This is a genomic window from Nonomuraea rosea, from assembly GCF_039539705.1.
In the GTDB taxonomy this organism is placed as follows: domain Bacteria; phylum Actinomycetota; class Actinomycetes; order Streptosporangiales; family Streptosporangiaceae; genus Nonomuraea; species Nonomuraea rosea.
In genome coordinates, this window is record NZ_BAABDQ010000022.1 from 157,538 (window position 1) to 175,349 (window position 17,812).

The 17,812-nt window shown below is 70.0% G+C and carries 13 protein-coding genes; 7 read left to right on the forward strand and 6 right to left on the reverse strand.

Annotated elements, in window-relative coordinates; all coding sequences use genetic code 11:
* Positions 1-259 precede the first annotated feature (259 nt).
* A complete protein-coding gene (locus ABEA43_RS39590) occupies positions 260-715 on the reverse strand; it encodes a pyridoxamine 5'-phosphate oxidase family protein (protein ID WP_345570217.1) in 456 nt (151 codons plus the stop codon).
* A 318-nt stretch (positions 716-1,033) separates the two neighbouring features.
* On the opposite strand from ABEA43_RS39590, the gene ABEA43_RS39595 reads away from it, so the two are divergent.
* On the forward strand, positions 1,034-2,476 hold the full coding sequence (locus ABEA43_RS39595) for a cellulose binding domain-containing protein (RefSeq protein WP_345570219.1): 1,443 nt from the start codon (positions 1,034-1,036) through the stop codon (positions 2,474-2,476).
* A gap of 162 nt (positions 2,477-2,638) precedes the next feature.
* On the opposite strand, the gene ABEA43_RS39600 is transcribed toward ABEA43_RS39595, so the two are convergent.
* Positions 2,639-3,331 carry a hypothetical protein gene (locus ABEA43_RS39600; protein ID WP_345570220.1) on the reverse strand — a complete coding sequence of 231 codons (693 nt, stop codon included), beginning with the start codon at positions 3,329-3,331 and terminating at the stop codon, positions 2,639-2,641.
* Between the two features lie 78 nt (positions 3,332-3,409).
* On the reverse strand, positions 3,410-4,999 hold the full coding sequence (gene serA, locus ABEA43_RS39605) for a phosphoglycerate dehydrogenase (RefSeq protein WP_345570222.1): 1,590 nt from the start codon (positions 4,997-4,999) through the stop codon (positions 3,410-3,412).
* 222 nt (positions 5,000-5,221) lie between these two features.
* Here serA and ABEA43_RS39610 point away from each other — a divergent pair, with 222 nt between their 5' ends.
* Positions 5,222-6,235: a LacI family DNA-binding transcriptional regulator gene (locus ABEA43_RS39610; RefSeq protein ID WP_345570224.1), complete on the forward strand. Its 1,014-nt coding sequence runs from the start codon at positions 5,222-5,224 to the stop codon at positions 6,233-6,235.
* Here ABEA43_RS39610 and ABEA43_RS39615 read toward each other — a convergent pair.
* Positions 6,232-7,788 (reverse strand): glycoside hydrolase family 43 protein, encoded by a 1,557-nt coding sequence (locus tag ABEA43_RS39615; protein ID WP_345570226.1) that lies wholly within the window; start codon positions 7,786-7,788, stop codon positions 6,232-6,234. The genes ABEA43_RS39610 and ABEA43_RS39615 overlap by 4 nt on opposite strands.
* A 182-nt stretch (positions 7,789-7,970) precedes the next feature.
* On the opposite strand from ABEA43_RS39615, the gene ABEA43_RS39620 reads away from it, so the two are divergent.
* From ABEA43_RS39620 to ABEA43_RS39640, 5 genes are all read left to right on the forward strand, one after another.
* Positions 7,971-9,275, forward strand: coding sequence for an ABC transporter substrate-binding protein (locus ABEA43_RS39620; RefSeq protein WP_345570228.1), 1,305 nt, complete (start codon positions 7,971-7,973; stop codon positions 9,273-9,275).
* A gap of 57 nt (positions 9,276-9,332) precedes the next feature.
* A complete protein-coding gene (locus tag ABEA43_RS39625; protein WP_345570230.1) occupies positions 9,333-10,259 on the forward strand; it encodes a carbohydrate ABC transporter permease in 927 nt (308 codons plus the stop codon).
* On the forward strand, positions 10,256-11,143 hold the full coding sequence (locus ABEA43_RS39630) for a carbohydrate ABC transporter permease (protein ID WP_345570232.1): 888 nt from the start codon (positions 10,256-10,258) through the stop codon (positions 11,141-11,143). Before ABEA43_RS39625 ends, ABEA43_RS39630 begins: the two co-directional genes overlap by 4 nt.
* A 145-nt stretch (positions 11,144-11,288) precedes the next feature.
* On the forward strand, positions 11,289-13,394 hold the full coding sequence (locus ABEA43_RS39635) for a WD40 repeat domain-containing serine/threonine-protein kinase (RefSeq protein WP_345570234.1): 2,106 nt from the start codon (positions 11,289-11,291) through the stop codon (positions 13,392-13,394).
* Positions 13,395-13,674: 280 nt separating this feature from the next.
* On the forward strand, positions 13,675-15,684 hold the full coding sequence (locus ABEA43_RS39640; RefSeq protein ID WP_345570236.1) for a hypothetical protein: 2,010 nt from the start codon (positions 13,675-13,677) through the stop codon (positions 15,682-15,684).
* 104 nt (positions 15,685-15,788) lie between these two features.
* On the opposite strand, the gene ABEA43_RS39645 is transcribed toward ABEA43_RS39640, so the two are convergent.
* Both ABEA43_RS39645 and ABEA43_RS39650 read right to left on the reverse strand, forming a co-directional pair.
* Positions 15,789-16,355, reverse strand: coding sequence for a DUF305 domain-containing protein (locus tag ABEA43_RS39645; RefSeq protein ID WP_345570238.1), 567 nt, complete (start codon positions 16,353-16,355; stop codon positions 15,789-15,791).
* Between the two features lie 81 nt (positions 16,356-16,436).
* Positions 16,437-17,723, reverse strand: coding sequence for a DUF1996 domain-containing protein (locus ABEA43_RS39650; RefSeq protein ID WP_345570240.1), 1,287 nt, complete (start codon positions 17,721-17,723; stop codon positions 16,437-16,439).
* Between the last annotated feature and the right edge of the window lie 89 nt (positions 17,724-17,812).

Here is a 17,812-nt window from a genome sequence, read left to right on the forward strand (position 1 = left end):
GGTCACCGTGCACAGGCCGACGGCGATGGCCACGGGTTCCTCGTCGTCGAACAGCACCGATGGCGTGGCGGTGCCTGCCGCCAGGGCGGCCGGTGCGGCTTTGGCGGAGTCCGCGCCGCCCGCGCTGGCGGCGCCGAGACGGCACCGGCCCTGGTGGACAGGCTGAATCGCGGCAACAGCAGACTGGAGGTCGGCGCGGTCCCGATGTCCGCCCGTACCTTGGCTGCATCCCTACCCGAGACCGAATGGGGTGAGCTGGTCACCGACGGGGAGTATCGCGCCCATCCCGCCATTGGCTGACCTGCTGTTCTCTGATGATCCGGCGGCCGGACACCTGCTCGGCCAGCACCACGATGTAGTGGTCGCGGCTGCCCGGCGCCCACGCGATCAGCGGCAGCGCCGCCAGCCTGGCGATCTCGGCCGGATCGCGCACAGCTCGCGCGTGCCCCACGGCGGTGACGGACCATCCCGTTCTCTCGTGCGGGTCGAACTCGTCGGCCTCGAAGGCCACCACGGCGTCGCGCGTGGCGGCGGCCAGCTTGGAGCCGATGCCGGTGCGGATCACGATGCGCTCGCCGTCCAGGCAGAACGCCACCGGCTGGACGGCCGGCAGGGCCCGGTCGGTGAAGACGATCCGTCCTATCGGCGTGGAGGACAGCAGGCGCAGGCACTCCGGGCGCGAGAGCACCTGCAGGCCGGATGAATCGAGTTGCACCTTTGCAGGATGTCCGGTCGCCTCGGCTGGCATTAGAGGCGAAGGTCCTGACATTTCCGCCGACCAGGAATGGCTTCTTCCGGCGGCGGAGCGGGCTCTGATCTTCTCGTGAATGTTTCATCGGATGCCGCCGAAAATGACCGCTCGGCGCTGCCCGTGGCCATTCATCGCAGGTCGGCCCGCCGTGATTGACCCCATTATCCGGGCTATCTAACGTCCCCTTAGCCGCGATCGAGGAAGGACCGGTCGCCGGTGTGACGCGCCAATTCTCGGGAGTAATGGACGATGAGAAGTTCTCGACGGCGAAGAATCTGGAGTATGGCCGCCGCCGCAGCCCTCGCCACGGGGCTGAGCCTGGCCGCCGTGACGGTGCCGGTGACCGCCGCCACGACCGCCGGCAGTCTCGCCGGCACCTGCACCGCCACGTACCGGCAGATCGGCAGCTGGAACGGCGGGTTCCAGAGTGAAGTCGTCGTGACCAACCCCGGCACCACCCCGCTGACCGGCTGGACGGTCACCCTGACCCTGCCGGCCGGAGCGGCGATCAGCTCGCTCTGGAACGGCGTCAACAGCGGCACGACCGGAACGGTGACCGTCGCGAACGCCGGTTACAACGGCGCGGTCGGCGCCGGCCAGTCGACCTCGTTCGGCTTCACCGGAACGGGCAGCGGATCCGGCGCGACCGCGTCGTGCCCCACCGGCTCGTCGCCCACGCCCACCCCGACGCCGCCGGGCTCCGTCCTGGCCCAGGCCCACACCACGGGACGGGTCAAGGATCAAGGCGGCAGCGTCCAATACACCTGGCCGGGCGTCTCCTTCGAGGGCCGCTTCCACGGCACCGGAGTCGGGATCGTCCTGAACGACGCCGGCAACGACTACGACATCCAGATCGACAACGCCACCCCGGCCACTCTGCGCGCCCCCGGCAGGACCACCCACTGGATCGGCAACCTCGGCAACGCCGACCACACCGTACGCATCGCCAAGCGTACGGAAGGCCCCTGGGCGGCAGGCGAGTTCGGCGGGTTCGTCGCCGCCTCCGGCGGCAGCATCCTCGCCAAGCCCGCCCCGCGAACCCGGCAGATCGAGTTCATCGGCGACTCGTGGACCGCGGGCTACGGCAACATGTCGACGAACCGCGACTGCGGTGGCAGCGGCGGCGTCAACCCGAACTCCAACGCCGACCAGACCTTCGGCGCGCTGGCCGCCCGCGGCCTGAACGCCGATTACCAGATCACGGCATGGTCCGGAATGGGCATGGTCCGCAATTACAACGGCGGCAACGCCGGAACCGATTTCCGCACCTACTACGACCGGACCCTGCAGGCCGTCGACACCTCTGTATGGCAGAAACCCAGCAGCTGGAAACCCCAGGTGATCGTGATCGGCCTGGGCATCAACGACTTCTCCACCGCACTCAACTCCGGCGAACCGTGGGCGAACGCCGACGCTCTCGCCGCGGCCTATCGCAGCGCCTATCTCGGCTTCCTGGACAAGCTCCGCACCCGGTACGGCTCCAACGCCTACATCGTCCTGACCTACCCGACGCTGTCGAACACCACCGCCATGGCGGACTCCGTCCAGCAGATCGTCCAGCAGCGCAACAGCCAGGGCGATTCGCGGGTGAAGTCCCTGCACTACGACAACGCCGCCCTGGGGCTCGACCTCCTCGGCTGCGACTGGCACCCGTCCCTGCACGATCACAGGATCCTGGCCGGCTCCGTCACCTCCTTCCTCGGCACGCTGGCCGTCACGTGGTGACGGCGCCCTGACCCGTTCGACGACCGGTGCGGGCGGCGTTCCCGCCGTTCGTGCGTCCGTATCCTCGGGGCTATGAGCACGGCCGCGGACACGAACGCCGTCACGCACGGAGCGCCAGGTCCGGATCCACCTGGTCGGCGATGTCAGCCGCCGCCTGCGCGCCTAGCCGCCAGGCCCAGTCTGGTCGAGCGCAGTCTGGTCGGGCGCGGTCTGGTTCGGCTCGGTCGGCTGGATGAGGTCGGGGAGCGGGGGCCGGGTGCGGTAGCGGTGGCTCTGGTAGCGGAAGAAGAGGACGAGGTACGCGGCGGCGGCGAGCAGGCCGAGCGTGATCGCCGCTCCGAGCGGGAGGACCTGGACGATCAGGAGGGTGATGCCCGCGCCGATCACGATGCCGTTGATCGTGGTGATCATCATGGCGATGGTGAAGAAGCCGATGAGCCAGTCGCGCCGCCGCCCGATTCCTAAGGTGGCGGTGGCCGCGGCGACCGGGTCGTCCTCGGCGGGGCCGGCCCAGGGGATGATGTAGGCCGCGGCCTGCGGCGACAGCTGGCGGTAGTAGTGGCGGATGCGGGCCATCGCGCTGCGGCACTGGATGTTCTGCAGGCCGGTGTCGACCAGCCGCACGCCGGTGAACAGGCCCAGGATGGCGATGGCGGGCAGGAGCGTGGCCGCCAGCGGGGTGAAAGCGGGTGAGGGCGGGGCCGCGAAGCCGAGTGCCACCAGCGAGCTGGACAGCGCCATGACGTACAGGGTGGCGCGGGACGACTCCTCGCTGGTGGCGGTGCTGGCGGCGGTCTGCAGGACGAAGTGCTCCGTGGTGAGCGCGGACATCAGGGCGGGATCATCGTTCGCCATGCCTGCAGTGGTTCCCCCGGGGTCACGACGCGATGCCGGAAATTGGCGCTTAAAGCATGATCGGTGGGCCGGGACCGCTCACTTCGCCAGAACGACGCTGCATCCGCTGTCGGCGCCGATCTCGGCGGCGATCCGATCGACGGCGTCGGCCGGGATGGCGGAGTCGACCGTGAGGGCGATGAGCGCCTTGCTCCCCTTGGCGTAGCGGGAGACCTGCATGGAGCCGATGTTGATGCCCTGCTCGCCGAGGATGTGCCCGACCGCGCCGACGATGCCCGGGCGGTCGCTGTAGGTGAAGAACGCCAGGTGGCAGGTGGGCTCGATCTCCATCTCGTACCCGTTGACCTCGACGATCTTCGGGATCTGGCGCGGGCCGGACAGCGTTCCCGAGACGGAGACGATGCCGCGGTCGGCAAGGACGCCGCGCAGGGTGATGACATTGCGCCAGAGCGGGCTTTCCGCGGTGGTCAGCAGCTCGACGGACAGGCCGCGGTCCTTGGCGATGCGGGGCGCGTTGACATAGGTGACCTGCTCGTCGATCACGTCGACGAAGACGCCTTTGAGCGCGGCCAGTTCGAGCACGCGCACGTCTTGGCCGGCGAGCTCGCCGCGCACCTCGACGTCGAGCTTGGTCGCGGTCCGCCCGGCGAGGGCGGTGAAGACGCGGCCCAGGATCTCGGTGAGCTGCAGGCCGGGCTTGAGGTCCTCGGAGACGGCGCCGCCCTGGACGTTCACCGCGTCGGGGACGAAGTCGCCGGCGAGCGCGAGCCTGACGCTGCGCGCGACGTGGGTGCTGGCCTTCTCCTGGGCCTCGTGTGTCGACGCGCCGAGGTGCGGGGTCACGACCACCTGATCCAGCTCGAACAGCGGGCTGTCGGTGCAGGGCTCCGTGGCGAACACGTCCAGAGCGGCGCCGGCGACGCGCCCTTCCTTGATCGCGATGTAGAGCGCGTGCTCGTCGATGATGCCGCCGCGCGACACGTTGATGATGCGGACCGACGGCTTGACCAGGCGCAGCTCCTTGTGGCCGAGGAGCCCGACGGTCTCCTTGGTCTTCGGCGGGTGCAGCGTGATGAAATCTGATCTTTTGAGCAGTTCTTCGAAGCCGACCAGCGTGACGCCGGCCTGGTCGGCGCGGGCCGGAGGCAGGTAGGGGTCGTAGGCGATGATCTCGACGCCGAAGGCCCGCAGGCGGTTGGCGACGAGCTGGCCGATCTTGCCGAAGCCGACGATGCCGACGACCTTCCCGTCGAGCTCGACGCCGGTGTAGGCGGATCGCTTCCACTCACCGCGCTTCAGGGCCCCGTGGGCTTGAGCCGTGTTGCGCGCGCAGGCGAGCAGGAGCGTGACGCTCTGCTCGGCGGTCGTGACGATGTTGGAGGTCGGCGCGTTGACGACCATGACCCCGGACGCGGTGGCGGCCTCGACGTCGACGTTGTCCAGCCCGACGCCGGCTCGGGCGACCACGCGCAGCTTCGGTGCGGCGGCGATGACCTCATGGTCCACCTGCGTGGCGGAGCGGACGATCAAGGCGTCCGCGTCCGCGACGGCGGACAGCAGCTTCGGGCGATCCGCGCCTGCGACGTGCCGGATCTCGCAGTCCGTGCCCAAGGTGGCAAGGCCGGCTTCGGACAGTTGGTCGGCGACTACAACGATGGGCTTGGGCACGTGTGAGGTCCTCCCGAAGATCCGATGGGTCAGCGGCCCCATCTTAGATTTTCAGGGGGCTCATGCCATCGGATATCCCGATGATGCCGGGGAGGCTCCGAAGCGGCCTCCCGGGCCGGATATGATCCACCTGCCGCGTGGCACCGGTCCCCTGAGCGCTGTCGCAGGTATGGGACCATCGAAAACAAGCACCGTCGCGGTGGCGGCCGGAAAGCGAAGGACATGAACCGGGCACCAGGCATGGTGGACGTGGCGCGCGAAGCCGGCGTGTCACACGTCACCGTATCCCGCGTGCTCAACGGTCACCCCTCCGTGCGACCGGAGACGCGGGCTCGTGTCGAGGCCGCCATCGAGAAGCTCGGCTATCGCCGCAACAGCGTCGCCCGCGCGCTCAAGAGCCGCCGTTCCTCGACGATCGGCGTGGTGCTCGCCGGGGCCGAGCTGTACGAGCTGCCCCGCATCCTGCGCGGCGTCCAGTCCGCGGCGCAACGGGCCGGCTACTGGGTCAACCTGGCCAGCTGGCAGGGCGGCACCACCCTCGACCTGGCCGAGACGCTGCAGCGGCTCACCGACCAGGCGGTCGAGGCGATAGCGGTCATCGCCGACCGGCCCATGGTGGCGGACGCCCTGGCCGACATCGTCACCGGTGTGCCGATGACGGTGGTCATGTCCGGCAACGTGCCCAACCCCGACCTCGGCTTCGTCGAGCTCGACCAGGAGCTCGGCGCGCGCCTGGCCGTGCGTCACCTGCTGGAGCTGGGACATCGCCAGGTCATCCATCTGACCGGCGCGCTGCGGACGTTCGACGCGCGGGCCCGGGTCGACGGCTGGAGAGCCGCGTTGGAGGAGGCGCCCCAGGCCGGCGGTGAGCTGCTCGAAGGCGACTTCACCGGCAACAGCGGCTACCGGCTGGCCAACTATCTCGTCACCCGCCACGCGGACGGGCCGCCGACGGCGATCTTCGCCGGTAACGACCAGATGGCCATGGGGGTGCTGGCGGCGTTCGCCGAGCTCGGCGTCAAGGTTCCCCGCGACGTGTCGCTGGTCGGCTTCGACGACATCGCCGGGACGGCCTATCTGGTGCCCGCGCTCACCACCGTCCGCCAGGATTTCGTCAGCCTCGGCGAGCGGTCCATCGAGCAGCTGCTGCGGATGATGCGGGGTGAGGCGGCCTCGTCCGAGCGGATCGCTCCCGAGCTCGTGATCCGGCGCAGCACCGCGCCGCCCCGGCGTTAGCCGCGAGGCTCATACTCGAACCAATGGACGCGCGCGCGGCCCTGGCCGGCACGGCCGTTGCTCGTGCCGTAAAGGCCGAGGTAGACGCCCACGAACCCGCCCGCGCGCTCGGTGCTGAAGAAGGATCGCTCGACCGTGGCCAGGTTCGTCCACTGCTGGTCGCCGAAGAGGCGGAAGGTGTAGCCGTCCTCGTCCGCCTCGACCGCGACCAGCGCCTCGCCCGCGTCCACCGGCGCGCACGCCAGACGGGTGTCCGTGCCGGCGTCCCGGACCGTCAGCACCACCTGTGGGCTGCCGTTCTCGTCCACGGTCAGGGCGAGCGTGGCGTAGTGGTCCTGGTTCTGGAAGACGGCCAATCCGGCCTCTTCCGCCGGGTGCGCCGCCATGAAGCTGATCCGCGTCCGAACGTGGCAGCGGACGTGCTGCTGGCGTCGCGCGATGAAGGCCGGCACGCCGGTGGAGCTCAGCGGCTCCGTACCGAGGTCGATGGCGAGCCCGCCGGCCGACGGCCTGACGCGGTCGCCGAGCGGGCCGCGCAGGCTGTACCACTCCGGGCCGAGCGCCTGCTCACCGAAGTGCACCCGCGCCGGCGCGGCATCGCCACTGCTTGACGGCCCCATCGATCGGCCGGTCGCCATCGACGGCAACCGTTCCGACAGGCGGACGCCGCCCGACTCCGGCGCGAACACCGGCCCGTGGGCGGTCCAGCTGACGGGCACCAGGAACACCTCGCGGCCCAGCGTGTGCGTGCCCGCGATCGGGCGTACCCCTAGGGTCACCGCCCAGGTCTCGCCGTCGGGGGTGTCCACCAGGTCGGCGTGGCCGACGTTCTGGATGGGCTCGTCCACGTCGCGGTGCCGGTGGGTGAGCAGCGGGCTGCGCGGGTCGGTGACGTACGGGCCGGTGATGGTGCCGGCGCGGGCGGCGGTGACGCCGTGGTTGCGCTCGGTGCCGCCCTCGGCGGCGATCAGGTGGTACACGCCGTCGCGCTTGTACAGGTGCGGCGCCTCCACCCAGGCTCCCCGTACGGCGCCGTGCCAGAGCACGTGCGTGGGGCCGACGAGCTTGAGCAGCTCCAGGTCGAGCTCCCGCATCCACAGTTCGCCCGGACCGCCCTCGCCCACGGCGTCGCGGCAGGCGGTGAGCCAGCACCGGCCGTCGTCGTCGAAGAACAGCGACGGGTCGATGCCCTCGGCCTCCAGCGGGATCGGATCCGACCACGGCCCGGCCGGATCGTCGGCGGTCACGACGAAGGTGAGATGGCCCTGCCGGTTCACCGCCAGCGTGGAGACCACGTAGAACGTCCCCTCGTGGTGGCGGATGGTCGGCGCCCAGACGCCGTCGGAGACGTCCAGGCCGTCCAGCGCCAGCTGCCCAGGCCGGCTCAGCACGTGCGTGAGCTGACGCCATTCGACCAGGTCACGGCTGTGGAAGAGGGGGATACTCGGATAGTAGGCGAACGACGAGGTGACCAGGTAGAAGTCCGTGCCGGCCCGGCAGATCGACGGATCGGGATGACAGCCGGGCAGGACCGGATTGCGGAAGGTGGGCACGCGGTGCGCTCCGAGGCGGTGTCGGCTCTGTTACGAGCAGGGGCTTGACAGGATGACAACGTTAACATCAGGTTAGATCCCAACGCACGGCCCGGCATTCCGCCGCGGTGCACCACCCGTCCGAGGAGTTCGCCATGACCTCACCGCCCCTTACACCGCCCCGACGCCGCCAGCGCCGGACCATGTTGACCGCCGCGCTGGCGGTCGCTCTGGCGGCGTCGCTGGCCGCCTGCTCCTCCGGTGACAGCGCCTCCCCGGGCACCGCGAGCGCGAACGGGCCGGTGACGCTGGAGTTCTGGACCTGGAGCCTCAAGGGCAGCGACCCGGCCGCCAAGGCGATCGTCGACAAGTACCACCAGCAGCATCCGAACGTCACGGTGAAGCTCTCGGAGGTCGGCGGGACCGCCGACACCGCCTCCAAGCTGCTGGCCGCCGACCAGGCCGGCGACACCCCCGACGTCGTGCAGATCGAGTACCGCGGCGTGCCCGCCCTGGTGGTCGCCGGAGCCGTCAAGGACATCAGCGCCGACGTGGCCGGCGTGAAATCGGGGATCGCGCCCAACATCTGGGCGCTGACCACCTTCAACAACCAGGTCTACGGCGTGCCCCAGGACATCGGGCCGATGGTGCTCACCTACCGCGAGGACCTGTTCGACAAGTACGGCGTCGAGGTCCCCGCCACCTGGGCGGACTATGCCAAGGCCGCCGAGCAGATCCACAAGAAGGACCCCGACGCCTACATCGCCAGCTTCTCCGCCGCCCAGCTCGAGTTCTTCGCCGCGCAGGCCGCCCAGGCGGGGGCCCAGTGGTGGAGCAACGACGGCAACGCCTGGAAGGTCGGCATCGACAGCGAGCCCTCGCTCAAGACGGCCGACTTCTGGCAGGACCTCGTGCAGCGGGACCTGGTCAAGGTCGAGCCGCTGCTCACGCCGGAATGGAACGCTCAAGTCAACGACGGCAAGATCCTCAGCTGGGCCGCCGGGGCCTGGGCGCCCAGCGTGATCCAGTCCGTCGCGCCCGACACCGCGGGCAAGTGGGAGGCGGCGCCGCTGCCGCAGTGGACCGCCGGCGATCCCGCCGTCCCGTTCCTGGGCGGCTCCGCCTACCTGGTGCCGGCCAAGTCCAAGCAGGCCAAGGAGGCCGCGGCCTTCGCCGCCTGGCTGGGCGCCTCCGACGAAGGCAGCAAGCTGCTGCTCGACCTCGACATCTTCCCCGGCGGGAACGCCGGCCGCCAGGCGACCCTGACCGCCGAGCCGCCGAAGCTGATGCCGCAGCAGAAGGACTTCTACCAGGTCACCGAGCAGGTGATCAAGAACACCACCATTCCGGTCACCTGGGGGCCCAACGTGAACGTCGCACAGAGCGCCTTCGGAGACGCGCTCAACAAGGCCGCGCTCGACAAGACCTCCTTCCGGGCGGTGTACCAGGCCACCCAGCAGGCCGTGGTCGCCGACCTGCAGAAATCCGGCTACACCGTCACCAAGTAGACGCGGCGGGCCCGGCGCACCCGCCGGGCCCGCCGCTCGACCCCTTCTGGACGTCTCATGCCCGCCACCTCCACCGGCCTGCGAACGCGCCTGCGCGCCGTCGCTCCGCCCTGGCTGTTCGCCTCGCCCGCGATCGTGCTGTTCACCCTGTTCATGATCATCCCGATCGGTTACGCGATCTACCTGAGCTTCCGCGGCTTCCGCATCGAAGGCGGCGGCGCGTTCGGGCGGCGCGTGCAGACCTTCATCGGGTTCGACAACTACACCGCCGCGCTCAGCGACCCCGAATACGTCGCCGGGCTCGGGCGGGTGCTGCTGTACGGCCTCATCTCCATCCCCAGCGTGCTCGGCCTGGCCCTGCTGTTCGCGCTGCTGCTCGACACCCCCAGGGTGCGCGCCCGCGGCTTCACCCGTACCGCGATCTTCCTGCCGTACGCGGTGCCCGGCGTGATCGCCAGCCTCCTGTGGGGCTTCCTCTACCTGCCCAGCACCAGCCCCATCACCTACATCGCCAAGCAGCTGAACGCCGGGCCGCTGGACTTCTTCGGCTTCCCCGCCCTGTACTTCTCCCTGGCCAACATCGCGCTGTGGTCCGGCGTCGGCTTCAACATGATCATCATCTTCACGTCGCTCCGCGCCATCCCCACCTCCGTCTACGAGGCGGCCCGCATCGACGGCGCCAGCGAGCTGCAGATCGCCTGGCGGATCAAGATCCCGCTGGTCGCCCCCGCGCTTGTGCTCACCGGCCTCTTCTCCGTGATCGGCACCCTGCAGCTGTACAGCGAACCCGCCACGCTGCGGCCGATGACCCCCGCCATCAGCTCCACCTGGGTGCCGCTGATGAAGATCTACCAAGAGGCGTTCATGAACGACAACCTCGGCGGGGCCGCCGCCGCGTCCGTCGTGCTGGCCTTCGGCATCCTGGTCATCTCGCTGCTCCTGCTGCGCTTCTTCCAGCGCCGCACGTTCGGGGACACCGCATGACCGCCGTCACCCGCACCGGCGACCGCCAATTCCGCCACCGCAAGCGGCCGGGCGCACCGCGCGGACGCCGGCTGCCGCTGATCGTGCTGCTGCTCGGCGCCCTCTACTGCCTGGCCCCCGTGATCTGGGTCGTCATCGCCTCCTCCAAGACCTCGCGCGAGCTGTTCACCACCTTCTCCTTCGCCCCCGGCAGTGGCTTCTTCGACAACCTCGCCAACCTCAGCACCTACGCCGACGGCCAGTTCTGGCGCTGGGGACTCAACTCGCTGCTCTATGCCGGCCTCGGCGCGACCCTGTCCACGCTGGTGTCGGCGATGGCCGGGTACGCCCTGGCCAAGTTCCGCTTCCGCGGACGCCAGCTGCTGTTCTCCGTGATCCTCGCCGGTGTGCTGGTGCCCGGCATCGTGCTGGCCGTTCCGCAGTATCTGCTGCTGGCCGCCGTCGGCCTGGCCGGAACCCACTGGTCGGTGCTCCTGCCGGTGATCATCAACCCGTTCGGCATCTTCCTGTGCCGCGTCTTCGCCACCGCGGCGGTCCCGCAGAGCACGCTGGAGGCGGCACGCCTGGACGGCGCCGGAGAGCTGCGCATCTTCGCCCACATCGTGCTGCCCATGATGACGCAAGGGCTCGTCACGGTGTTCCTGCTGCAGTTCGTCGGCATCTGGAACAACTTCCTGCTGCCCTTCATCATGCTGTCCGACCAGGACAAATATCCGATCACCCTGGGCCTGTACACGTTCATGGGCAAGGGGGCGGGCGACGGCGACCTGTACTCGCTGGTCATCATGGGCTCGGCGGTGTCGGTCATCCCGCTCATCATCCTCGTCCTGATCCTGCAGCGCTTCTGGCGCGCGGACCTGCTGGCCGGCGGGCTCAAGGGGTGAATCCTCCGTGACAGCAGGCGCGCCTCGGAGCCTGCCGGCCCTGTTGACCCGCGGCGTGCGGATCGGATCGTGATGCCGGGCGCCCTGCCGGCCGTCAACGTAGGGGATCGCCGTTGATCGGCTCGAACGTGTATCGTCGGGAAGCATGTTCCGCCCCTTACAGGCCGGCGAGCCGACCAGGCTGGGTGACTACCGGATCGTCGGGGGCCTTGGTGAGGGCGGGCAGGGCGTCGTCTATCTGGCCGAGCACACCTCGGGCGAGCGGGTGGCGATCAAGGTGCTGCACGCCAGGCTGGCGGGGAGACGCGAGGCGCGCGAGCGTTTCTTACGCGAGGTGGACGCGGCCATGCGGGTGGCGGCGTTCTGCACAGCCCGCGTGCTGGACGTGGCCGTCGACGGTGACAGACCCTACATCGTGTCGGAGTTCGTCGACGGCTCGTCACTGGAGGATTCCGTCCGCGAGCACGGACCCAGGTCTGGAGGCGCGCTCGACCGCATCGCGGTCAGCACAGCCACCGCGCTGGCGGCCATCCACCGGGCCGGGATCGTCCACCGCGACTTCAAGCCGTCGAACGTCCTGCTGGGCTCCGACGGCCCCCGGGTGATCGACTTCGGCATCGCGCGCGTGATCGACCTGACCGCCACCGGCGGCTGGGTGGGCACTCCGACGTACATGGCTCCCGAGGTGATCGGCGGTGAGCCGGCGCGGGCCGCGTCCGACGTGTTCAGCTGGGCGGTGACCGTGGGTTTCGCCGCGACGGGGCGCCCGTCTTTCGGCCGGGACACATTGCCCGCGGTGATGTACCGCATCCTCAACGCCCAGCCGGATCTGGACGGTGTCCCCGAACCTCTGCGCGCCCTTCTCACCCACTGTCTGGCCAAGTCTCCGCGGGAACGTCCCACAGCAGCCGAGGCCCTGCACCTCCTTCTCGGTCGCGGTCAGGACTCGGCCACTCCACCGGCTGGAACGCCGCACGCCTGGACTCCTTCCACCGGCATGCCGCCGGCCGGACCGCCCTTCGCCGAGCCACCTGCTTTCGGAACACCTGCTTTCGGGACACCTGCTCTCGGAACACCTGCTTTCGGAACGCAGCCCACGGATGGCCCGCCGCCCGCGGAATCACGCCGTAAGCGGTCCAGGCTCCTGGTGGTGGGCTCGGCCGCCTCCGTCGCGGTGCTCGTGAGCGTGATCGTGGTAGCCCTGCGAGGGGGAGGGAGCAACGTTCCATCAACCCCCAGACCCTCGACGACGACGGGTATTCCGTCGGCGGCGACCAGCGTCGCCGCCCGGCCGTACGGCAAGAGGATGGCGAAGGTCACCCTGGGCGGCGAGGCCAACAGCCTGGCGGTGAGCACCTACATGGGACAGCGCGTGGTGCTGGCCGGCAGCACCAAGGGGGTGGCCAAGGTGTGGAAGGTCGACGCGCGCCCCAGCGAGCTCGCCAAGCTGGAGCGCTCCGGCGGCGAGGAGACGGATGCCGCCATCGACGTGGGCGAGGTGGACGGGGAGGCGGCCATGTTCAGGCGGCTGCAGAACGGCGGGGTCGTCGCCTCACTCGCGGAGAGCGCCGAGCCGCTCGGCCCCACGTACAGGGGCCACCAGAAAATGGTCTACACGATCGCTCCCGCGCAGGTGTCGGGCAAGACGGTGCTGGTCAGCGGCGACGAGGCCGGAAGGGTTCACGTTTGGGACCCGAAGACGGGCAAGGACTCCGGGCCCCAGCCGAAGGCGGTGGGCAGCGACCCGGTGTTCGGTGTCGCGACCGGCACGACTGACGGGCGTCCGTTCGCGGTGACCGTGTCGGCCGACGACACCGCGCACGTGTGGAACCTGGAGACCGGCGCTCTGGGCGCCACCTTCCGCGGCCACAGCGGTGACGTCTTCGCTGTGGCGACCACCGTGATGGACGGCGCGCCGGTCGGGATCAGCGGCGGCTCCGACCGCAAGGTCCGCGTCTGGGACCTGCGCAACGGCCGGGAGCGGACCTCGTTCTCCGGCCACACCGCCGAGGTCGCCGCCCTGGCGGCGGGCAGGGTGGAAGGCCGCGCGGTCGTCGCCTCCGGCGGGTTCGACGGAACCATCCGCGTCTGGGACCTGCGCAGCGGCAAGCAACTCGGCGACCCGCTGAAGTCTCCCGGTGGGCGCGTCTACTCGGTGGTGATCGCCGAGGATGAAGGGGAGTCCTGGCTGGCCGCGGGCGACGCCAAGGGCAACATCACCGAATGGAGCCTCGGCCCGGCATCCCCCTAGATGGCTCTGACCCGTTGAACTGCCGGATCAACGCCACGACCGGCGGTTCCTCCCCGCGCACGGAGACCCGGCGGCTCGCCGGATCGGTTAGCAGTACCTGCACCGGCGGACGGCCGTTCATGATCAGAAGTTCCGGGTGCGAGGTCTGCGGCTCATCCGGCCGGCTTGCTGCCTACGAGGTCCGCCGTCGTGGATGACGGCGTCTGAACCCTTACGGCATTCGCAGGGTCAGCCGGATTTCGAGTCGCCAGAAATGCCGGATACGTGCTACCTCTCGGGGATGCCCGACGACGATGATGTTTCCTCAGGGCCGTCTGAGGACCATGGCGACGCCGTCACCGCGGTCGCTGTGTCCCCAGACGGGCGGATGGGGGCGACCGGCGCGCGTTCCGGGGAGATCCGGCTGTGGGATCTGCGCCGTGGCCTGCTCACCGCGTATGTGGGAGGGCTGCAGCCCGGACCTGTGGAGAACGCCGCCTTCATCGGCAACGCCAGGCGGCCCCAACTGCTGACCACGGGCGAATCGGCCTCGCTGTGGACAGTGGCGGCCGAGGCCCTGGAATGGCGGCGGCTTCCTTGGGACGGCGGGCGGCTCCTCACCTCCGCGGACCGGGAGGCGGTGCTCAGGCAGTGCGGAGACCTTCGCTGGCTGGGCGTCTTCGGCTTGAGCGATCGGCATGATCCGGCGGCGCTGGGACGTACCGGCTCCGGACTGATCGTCTTGAGCGGTGACAGCGGACTGATCGAGGCCTGGCGACGGCCTCCCAAGGAGAAACCGTATGCCGACACCGAGGTCGTGTGGGCCTTCGGCGGTAAAGACGACGCGGCGGATCAGCGGCTGACGCGCTGTTGCGACCTATGGCGGCTCGTGGTGTCGCCGCGGCGCGGCCGGGTGGTCGTACTCGACGCGGAGACCGGGACGCTCGTGACCGCGTTCGTTCCGCCCGCCCGGCCGACGGCGATCGCGGCGCATCCGGATCGGCCGCTGGTGGTGCTCGGCGGGCGGGACGGCTCGCTGTCGTGGTGGGATGCCCGATCGGGGCACTGCCTCGGACGGGTTCAGGCGCATGACGGCCGGGTCCGGGCGTTGGCACTCGCCACCGGCACGGACCTGGTGATGTCGGTGTCCCAGGATGGAACGGCCGCGCTCTGGCGGCTGCACGGCCGTGGGCCCGTCGGCCGCTTCATGCCCCCCACGCCCGCCGGCCCCCGGGAGTTGACTCATGTGGCCGGTACGCCGGACGGGCGGCGCTGGCTGATCGGCGGGCGCGGCGGCCAGGTCCACGTTCTCCACTGGTCCGAACATGCCGGGCTCGTGCCGCAACGCGTCGGCCGCCCCTCCTGGGCGATGGACGGCGGTGACGCGGAAACCCTGCTCGACGACATACGCCACCACTGGGACGACGGCCCAGCGAGCGCGGCAGCGGTCCGTGAGCTGGCCGCGGGCGACCTCGGCGAAGCCTGGCACAAGACGGCGGCGGACGCGCTGGCGGACCTGATCCTCAACGGTGCGGACCCGGCGGCCCGGGAGGCCGCAGTCATCGCGCTGGCGGAAATCGACGAAGGCAAGGCCACCACCGCCCTCTACCGGATGTTCGACCGTCACGACGGCCACGGTTCCGCCGGGCGGTTGCTGGCGTACTTCACCGGCGAGGACGCCCCCACGACGGAGCAACTCGTCGCGAGCCTGCCCGGGATCGGCAACTTCCTCGGGGTGCTCACCTCGGCCACCTTGGGCGAACGAGGCGCCGGCGTGGTCCCGGCCGTGCACGCGGCGCTCCGCGCTTTTCCCTTCCCGACCCGGAACGACGCCGACCACTGGTGGCGTGACGAGACGACCAAATACCGGCTGTTGCACGCCCTCCGGGAGGCTGGTGCCGCCGCGGCGCCCGCGACGCCGACCCTGCTGGCCGTGCTCGAGGACGAGGAGATCTACCGGGACACCCGGCACCAGGCGGAGGTGACCCTGCAGGCGATCGGCCTCCCGGAGACCGCCGACACGATCGCCGCCGAGATCCGGCGGCGAGCCGGCCTTGTCGTCCACGACGAGAACGGTGAGGACGACGAGAAGGAAGGCTTCAGCCTCCTGCTCGATGTGCTGCTGGGCATGCCGCCCGCAGCTCTGGCGGCCTCCCGCGAGGTGGGACCGGCGCTGAAGGCGGTGCGGCACCGCTTCGGCGACGGCAGCAGGACGTACGAGGAAAACGGCGAGATCCGCGAGTACACCGTGTATGAGATACGGCTCGCCGACCTCATCGAGGAGAAGATCGCCGAGCAGATCGAGAAGTGAGCAGCCCGCGGATGTGGGATATGGCTGCGCCGGGCACGCTGCCCCTGGTGCTGGTCTTCGCCCTGCTGGGCAGCAGATCATCGGCGGCATCCTGCAGGGCGCCGTCAAGGGCTGAGCTGGTCGAGCTCACCCAACTCGGTGCCGCGGGCGCTCGCGATGGACCTGGCCAGCGCCTTGGTGCCGGCGTTCGCTCCGGACTGCGCCTCGCCCCGCGAGATGTGTGCCGTCTGGGCGAGGTGCGCCTTCAGGGCCTGCAGGAAGTGGCTGTCGAAGCGCGGCCCCGTCGTCGAGCTGATCAGGGTGAACCGGTCGGTGGTCACCATGCCCGGCATGTCGTGCCCCTCGTGGACGTTCGTCGCGGGCAGACCGGTCCTGTCCAGGATCCTGTGCAGGTCAAGCAGCTCGGCCCGGTGGCTGTCGCGGACCTGGCCGGCCAGCCGCCGTACGGCAGGCTCGGAGCCGCGCTCGGCCGCGAGGTCGAGCAGCCTCAACGCCTTGTCCTCCATGGGGATGACGAGCTGCAGCCACGCCACGTCGGTGCCGTTGAACCCGGACGGCACCACCGACGCGGTCGCCGCGACCGGCACAGCAGGCGCGCTCTGCGCCGGGGCGGCGGAGCACCCGGCCGCGAGCAGGAGGAACAGCAAGAGGACAACGGGGCCGGTTCTCATACGATCCGTCCTCTGTCACGCGGTGCCCACCCGGCCCGGGTGGGCACCGCTGCTTGTCGGGTCAGGTCGTGTTCGGAGCGACTAAGGCAGTTCGTAGTTCTCGGTCAGCGCGGCGCCGCGATAGGGCTTGTACAGGTCGTAGCCGCGCGGGTTGCACTGCAGACCGCCGTTGATGCAGTGGGTGACCAGGGCCTGCAGGATCGCGGGCGTCCAGGCGTTGAAGAAGTCATAGTGCCAGCTGTACCCGCGCCCGCTCGCCAGCCTGGCCTGCGACAGGTCGCCGCTCGCCGGGAAAGCGATCTTGAACTCGAGCATCGGCACGGGCACCGGGTGGCTGACGGTGCACTCACCGTTGACCGGGTAGGCCAGGTGGCTCTTGTGATCGGCGCTGTCCAGGTGGACGCCGTCCCAGCAGCTCGGCGCCTGGAAGCGGACGTTGACCTGGCTACCGGCCGGGCACGCTGAGGGCAGGTCGTACAGGCGGCTGAGATCTCCGCACTCGAAGCCCTCGACGGCGCCGGGGGAGTCGCGGAACTCGGCGAGCGTGGCGTTCGGGCTGCCCACGACGAACCGCATGCCCTGCGGGAACGTCCGCACCTTGGAGTAGTCGAGGATGCCGGACTTGTAGTAGATGACCTGTGGCCCGACCGGCTCGATGAGCTGGGAGCCCTTGTAGAAGCTGGGGAACCAGTAGGCGGACTTGTCGTGATGGTTGGTGCAGGACGTGCCGCCGGCCAGCAACGAGTTCAACGTGCTGGCGGCGTTCGTCGTGGTGTTTCCGACGAAGGTGTGCATGTGCGAGGCGCCGGGCAGGCCGGGGAAGACGATCGGGTCGTCCGGCCGGTTGGCGGTCACCGAGCAGTTGGCCTGAAACTCGTGGTGCGTCGCGGGCTCCGACGGCGGCGGCGAGGTGGGCGGCAGGGTGGGCTGCCCGTTCGCGGTGCCGAACACCTGGAACTCCCACAAGGAGTAGCCGTAACCGGTGCCTCTGGCGGTGCCGGACATGCGCACATAGCGGCCGGCGCCCGACACGTTCAGCGTCTGGGTGCCGCCGCTGCCCGTGGTGGTCGAGTAGACGTCGGTCCAGGCGGACGCGTCCGGCGAAGTCTGGATCTTGAAGGCCCTGGCGTAGGCGCCCTCCCAGGTGAGGGCCACCCGGGAGATCGTCGCGGCGGCGCCGAGGTCCACCTGGATCCACTGCGGGTCACTCTGCGCGCTGGCCCACCGGGTGCCCGGGTTGCCGTCGAAGGCCGCGGAAGCGGGGAACGCGCCGCCCTCCGACGACGAGGCGAAGGCCGGCCGGCCCTGTGACAGCAGGCCGTCGGCCGCCGAGGCGGGTGGGACGATCGCCAGGCCGGTTGCGAGCAACGCGATCAGGGTGGCGAAGAAGAGTCCTAAGCGATAGATGCCAAGACTGCGAGAAGGGTCCACTGCCTCTCCTTGGGATGGGGGTGCCC

Coding starts and splice junctions, on each gene's coding strand:
- ABEA43_RS39595 (WP_345570219.1), top strand. CDS start 1,034: ATGGCCGCCGCCGCAGCCCTCGCCACGGGGCTGAGCCTGGCCGCCGTG.
- ABEA43_RS39625 (WP_345570230.1), top strand. CDS start 9,333: ATGCCCGCCACCTCCACCGGCCTGCGAACGCGCCTGCGCGCCGTCGCT.
- ABEA43_RS39620 (WP_345570228.1), top strand. CDS start 7,971: ATGTTGACCGCCGCGCTGGCGGTCGCTCTGGCGGCGTCGCTGGCCGCC.
- ABEA43_RS39600 (WP_345570220.1), bottom strand. CDS start 3,331: ATGGCGAACGATGATCCCGCCCTGATGTCCGCGCTCACCACGGAGCAC.
- ABEA43_RS39610 (WP_345570224.1), top strand. CDS start 5,222: ATGAACCGGGCACCAGGCATGGTGGACGTGGCGCGCGAAGCCGGCGTG.
- ABEA43_RS39640 (WP_345570236.1), top strand. CDS start 13,675: ATGCCCGACGACGATGATGTTTCCTCAGGGCCGTCTGAGGACCATGGC.
- ABEA43_RS39635 (WP_345570234.1), top strand. CDS start 11,289: ATGTTCCGCCCCTTACAGGCCGGCGAGCCGACCAGGCTGGGTGACTAC.
- ABEA43_RS39645 (WP_345570238.1), bottom strand. CDS start 16,355: ATGAGAACCGGCCCCGTTGTCCTCTTGCTGTTCCTCCTGCTCGCGGCC.
- ABEA43_RS39630 (WP_345570232.1), top strand. CDS start 10,256: ATGACCGCCGTCACCCGCACCGGCGACCGCCAATTCCGCCACCGCAAG.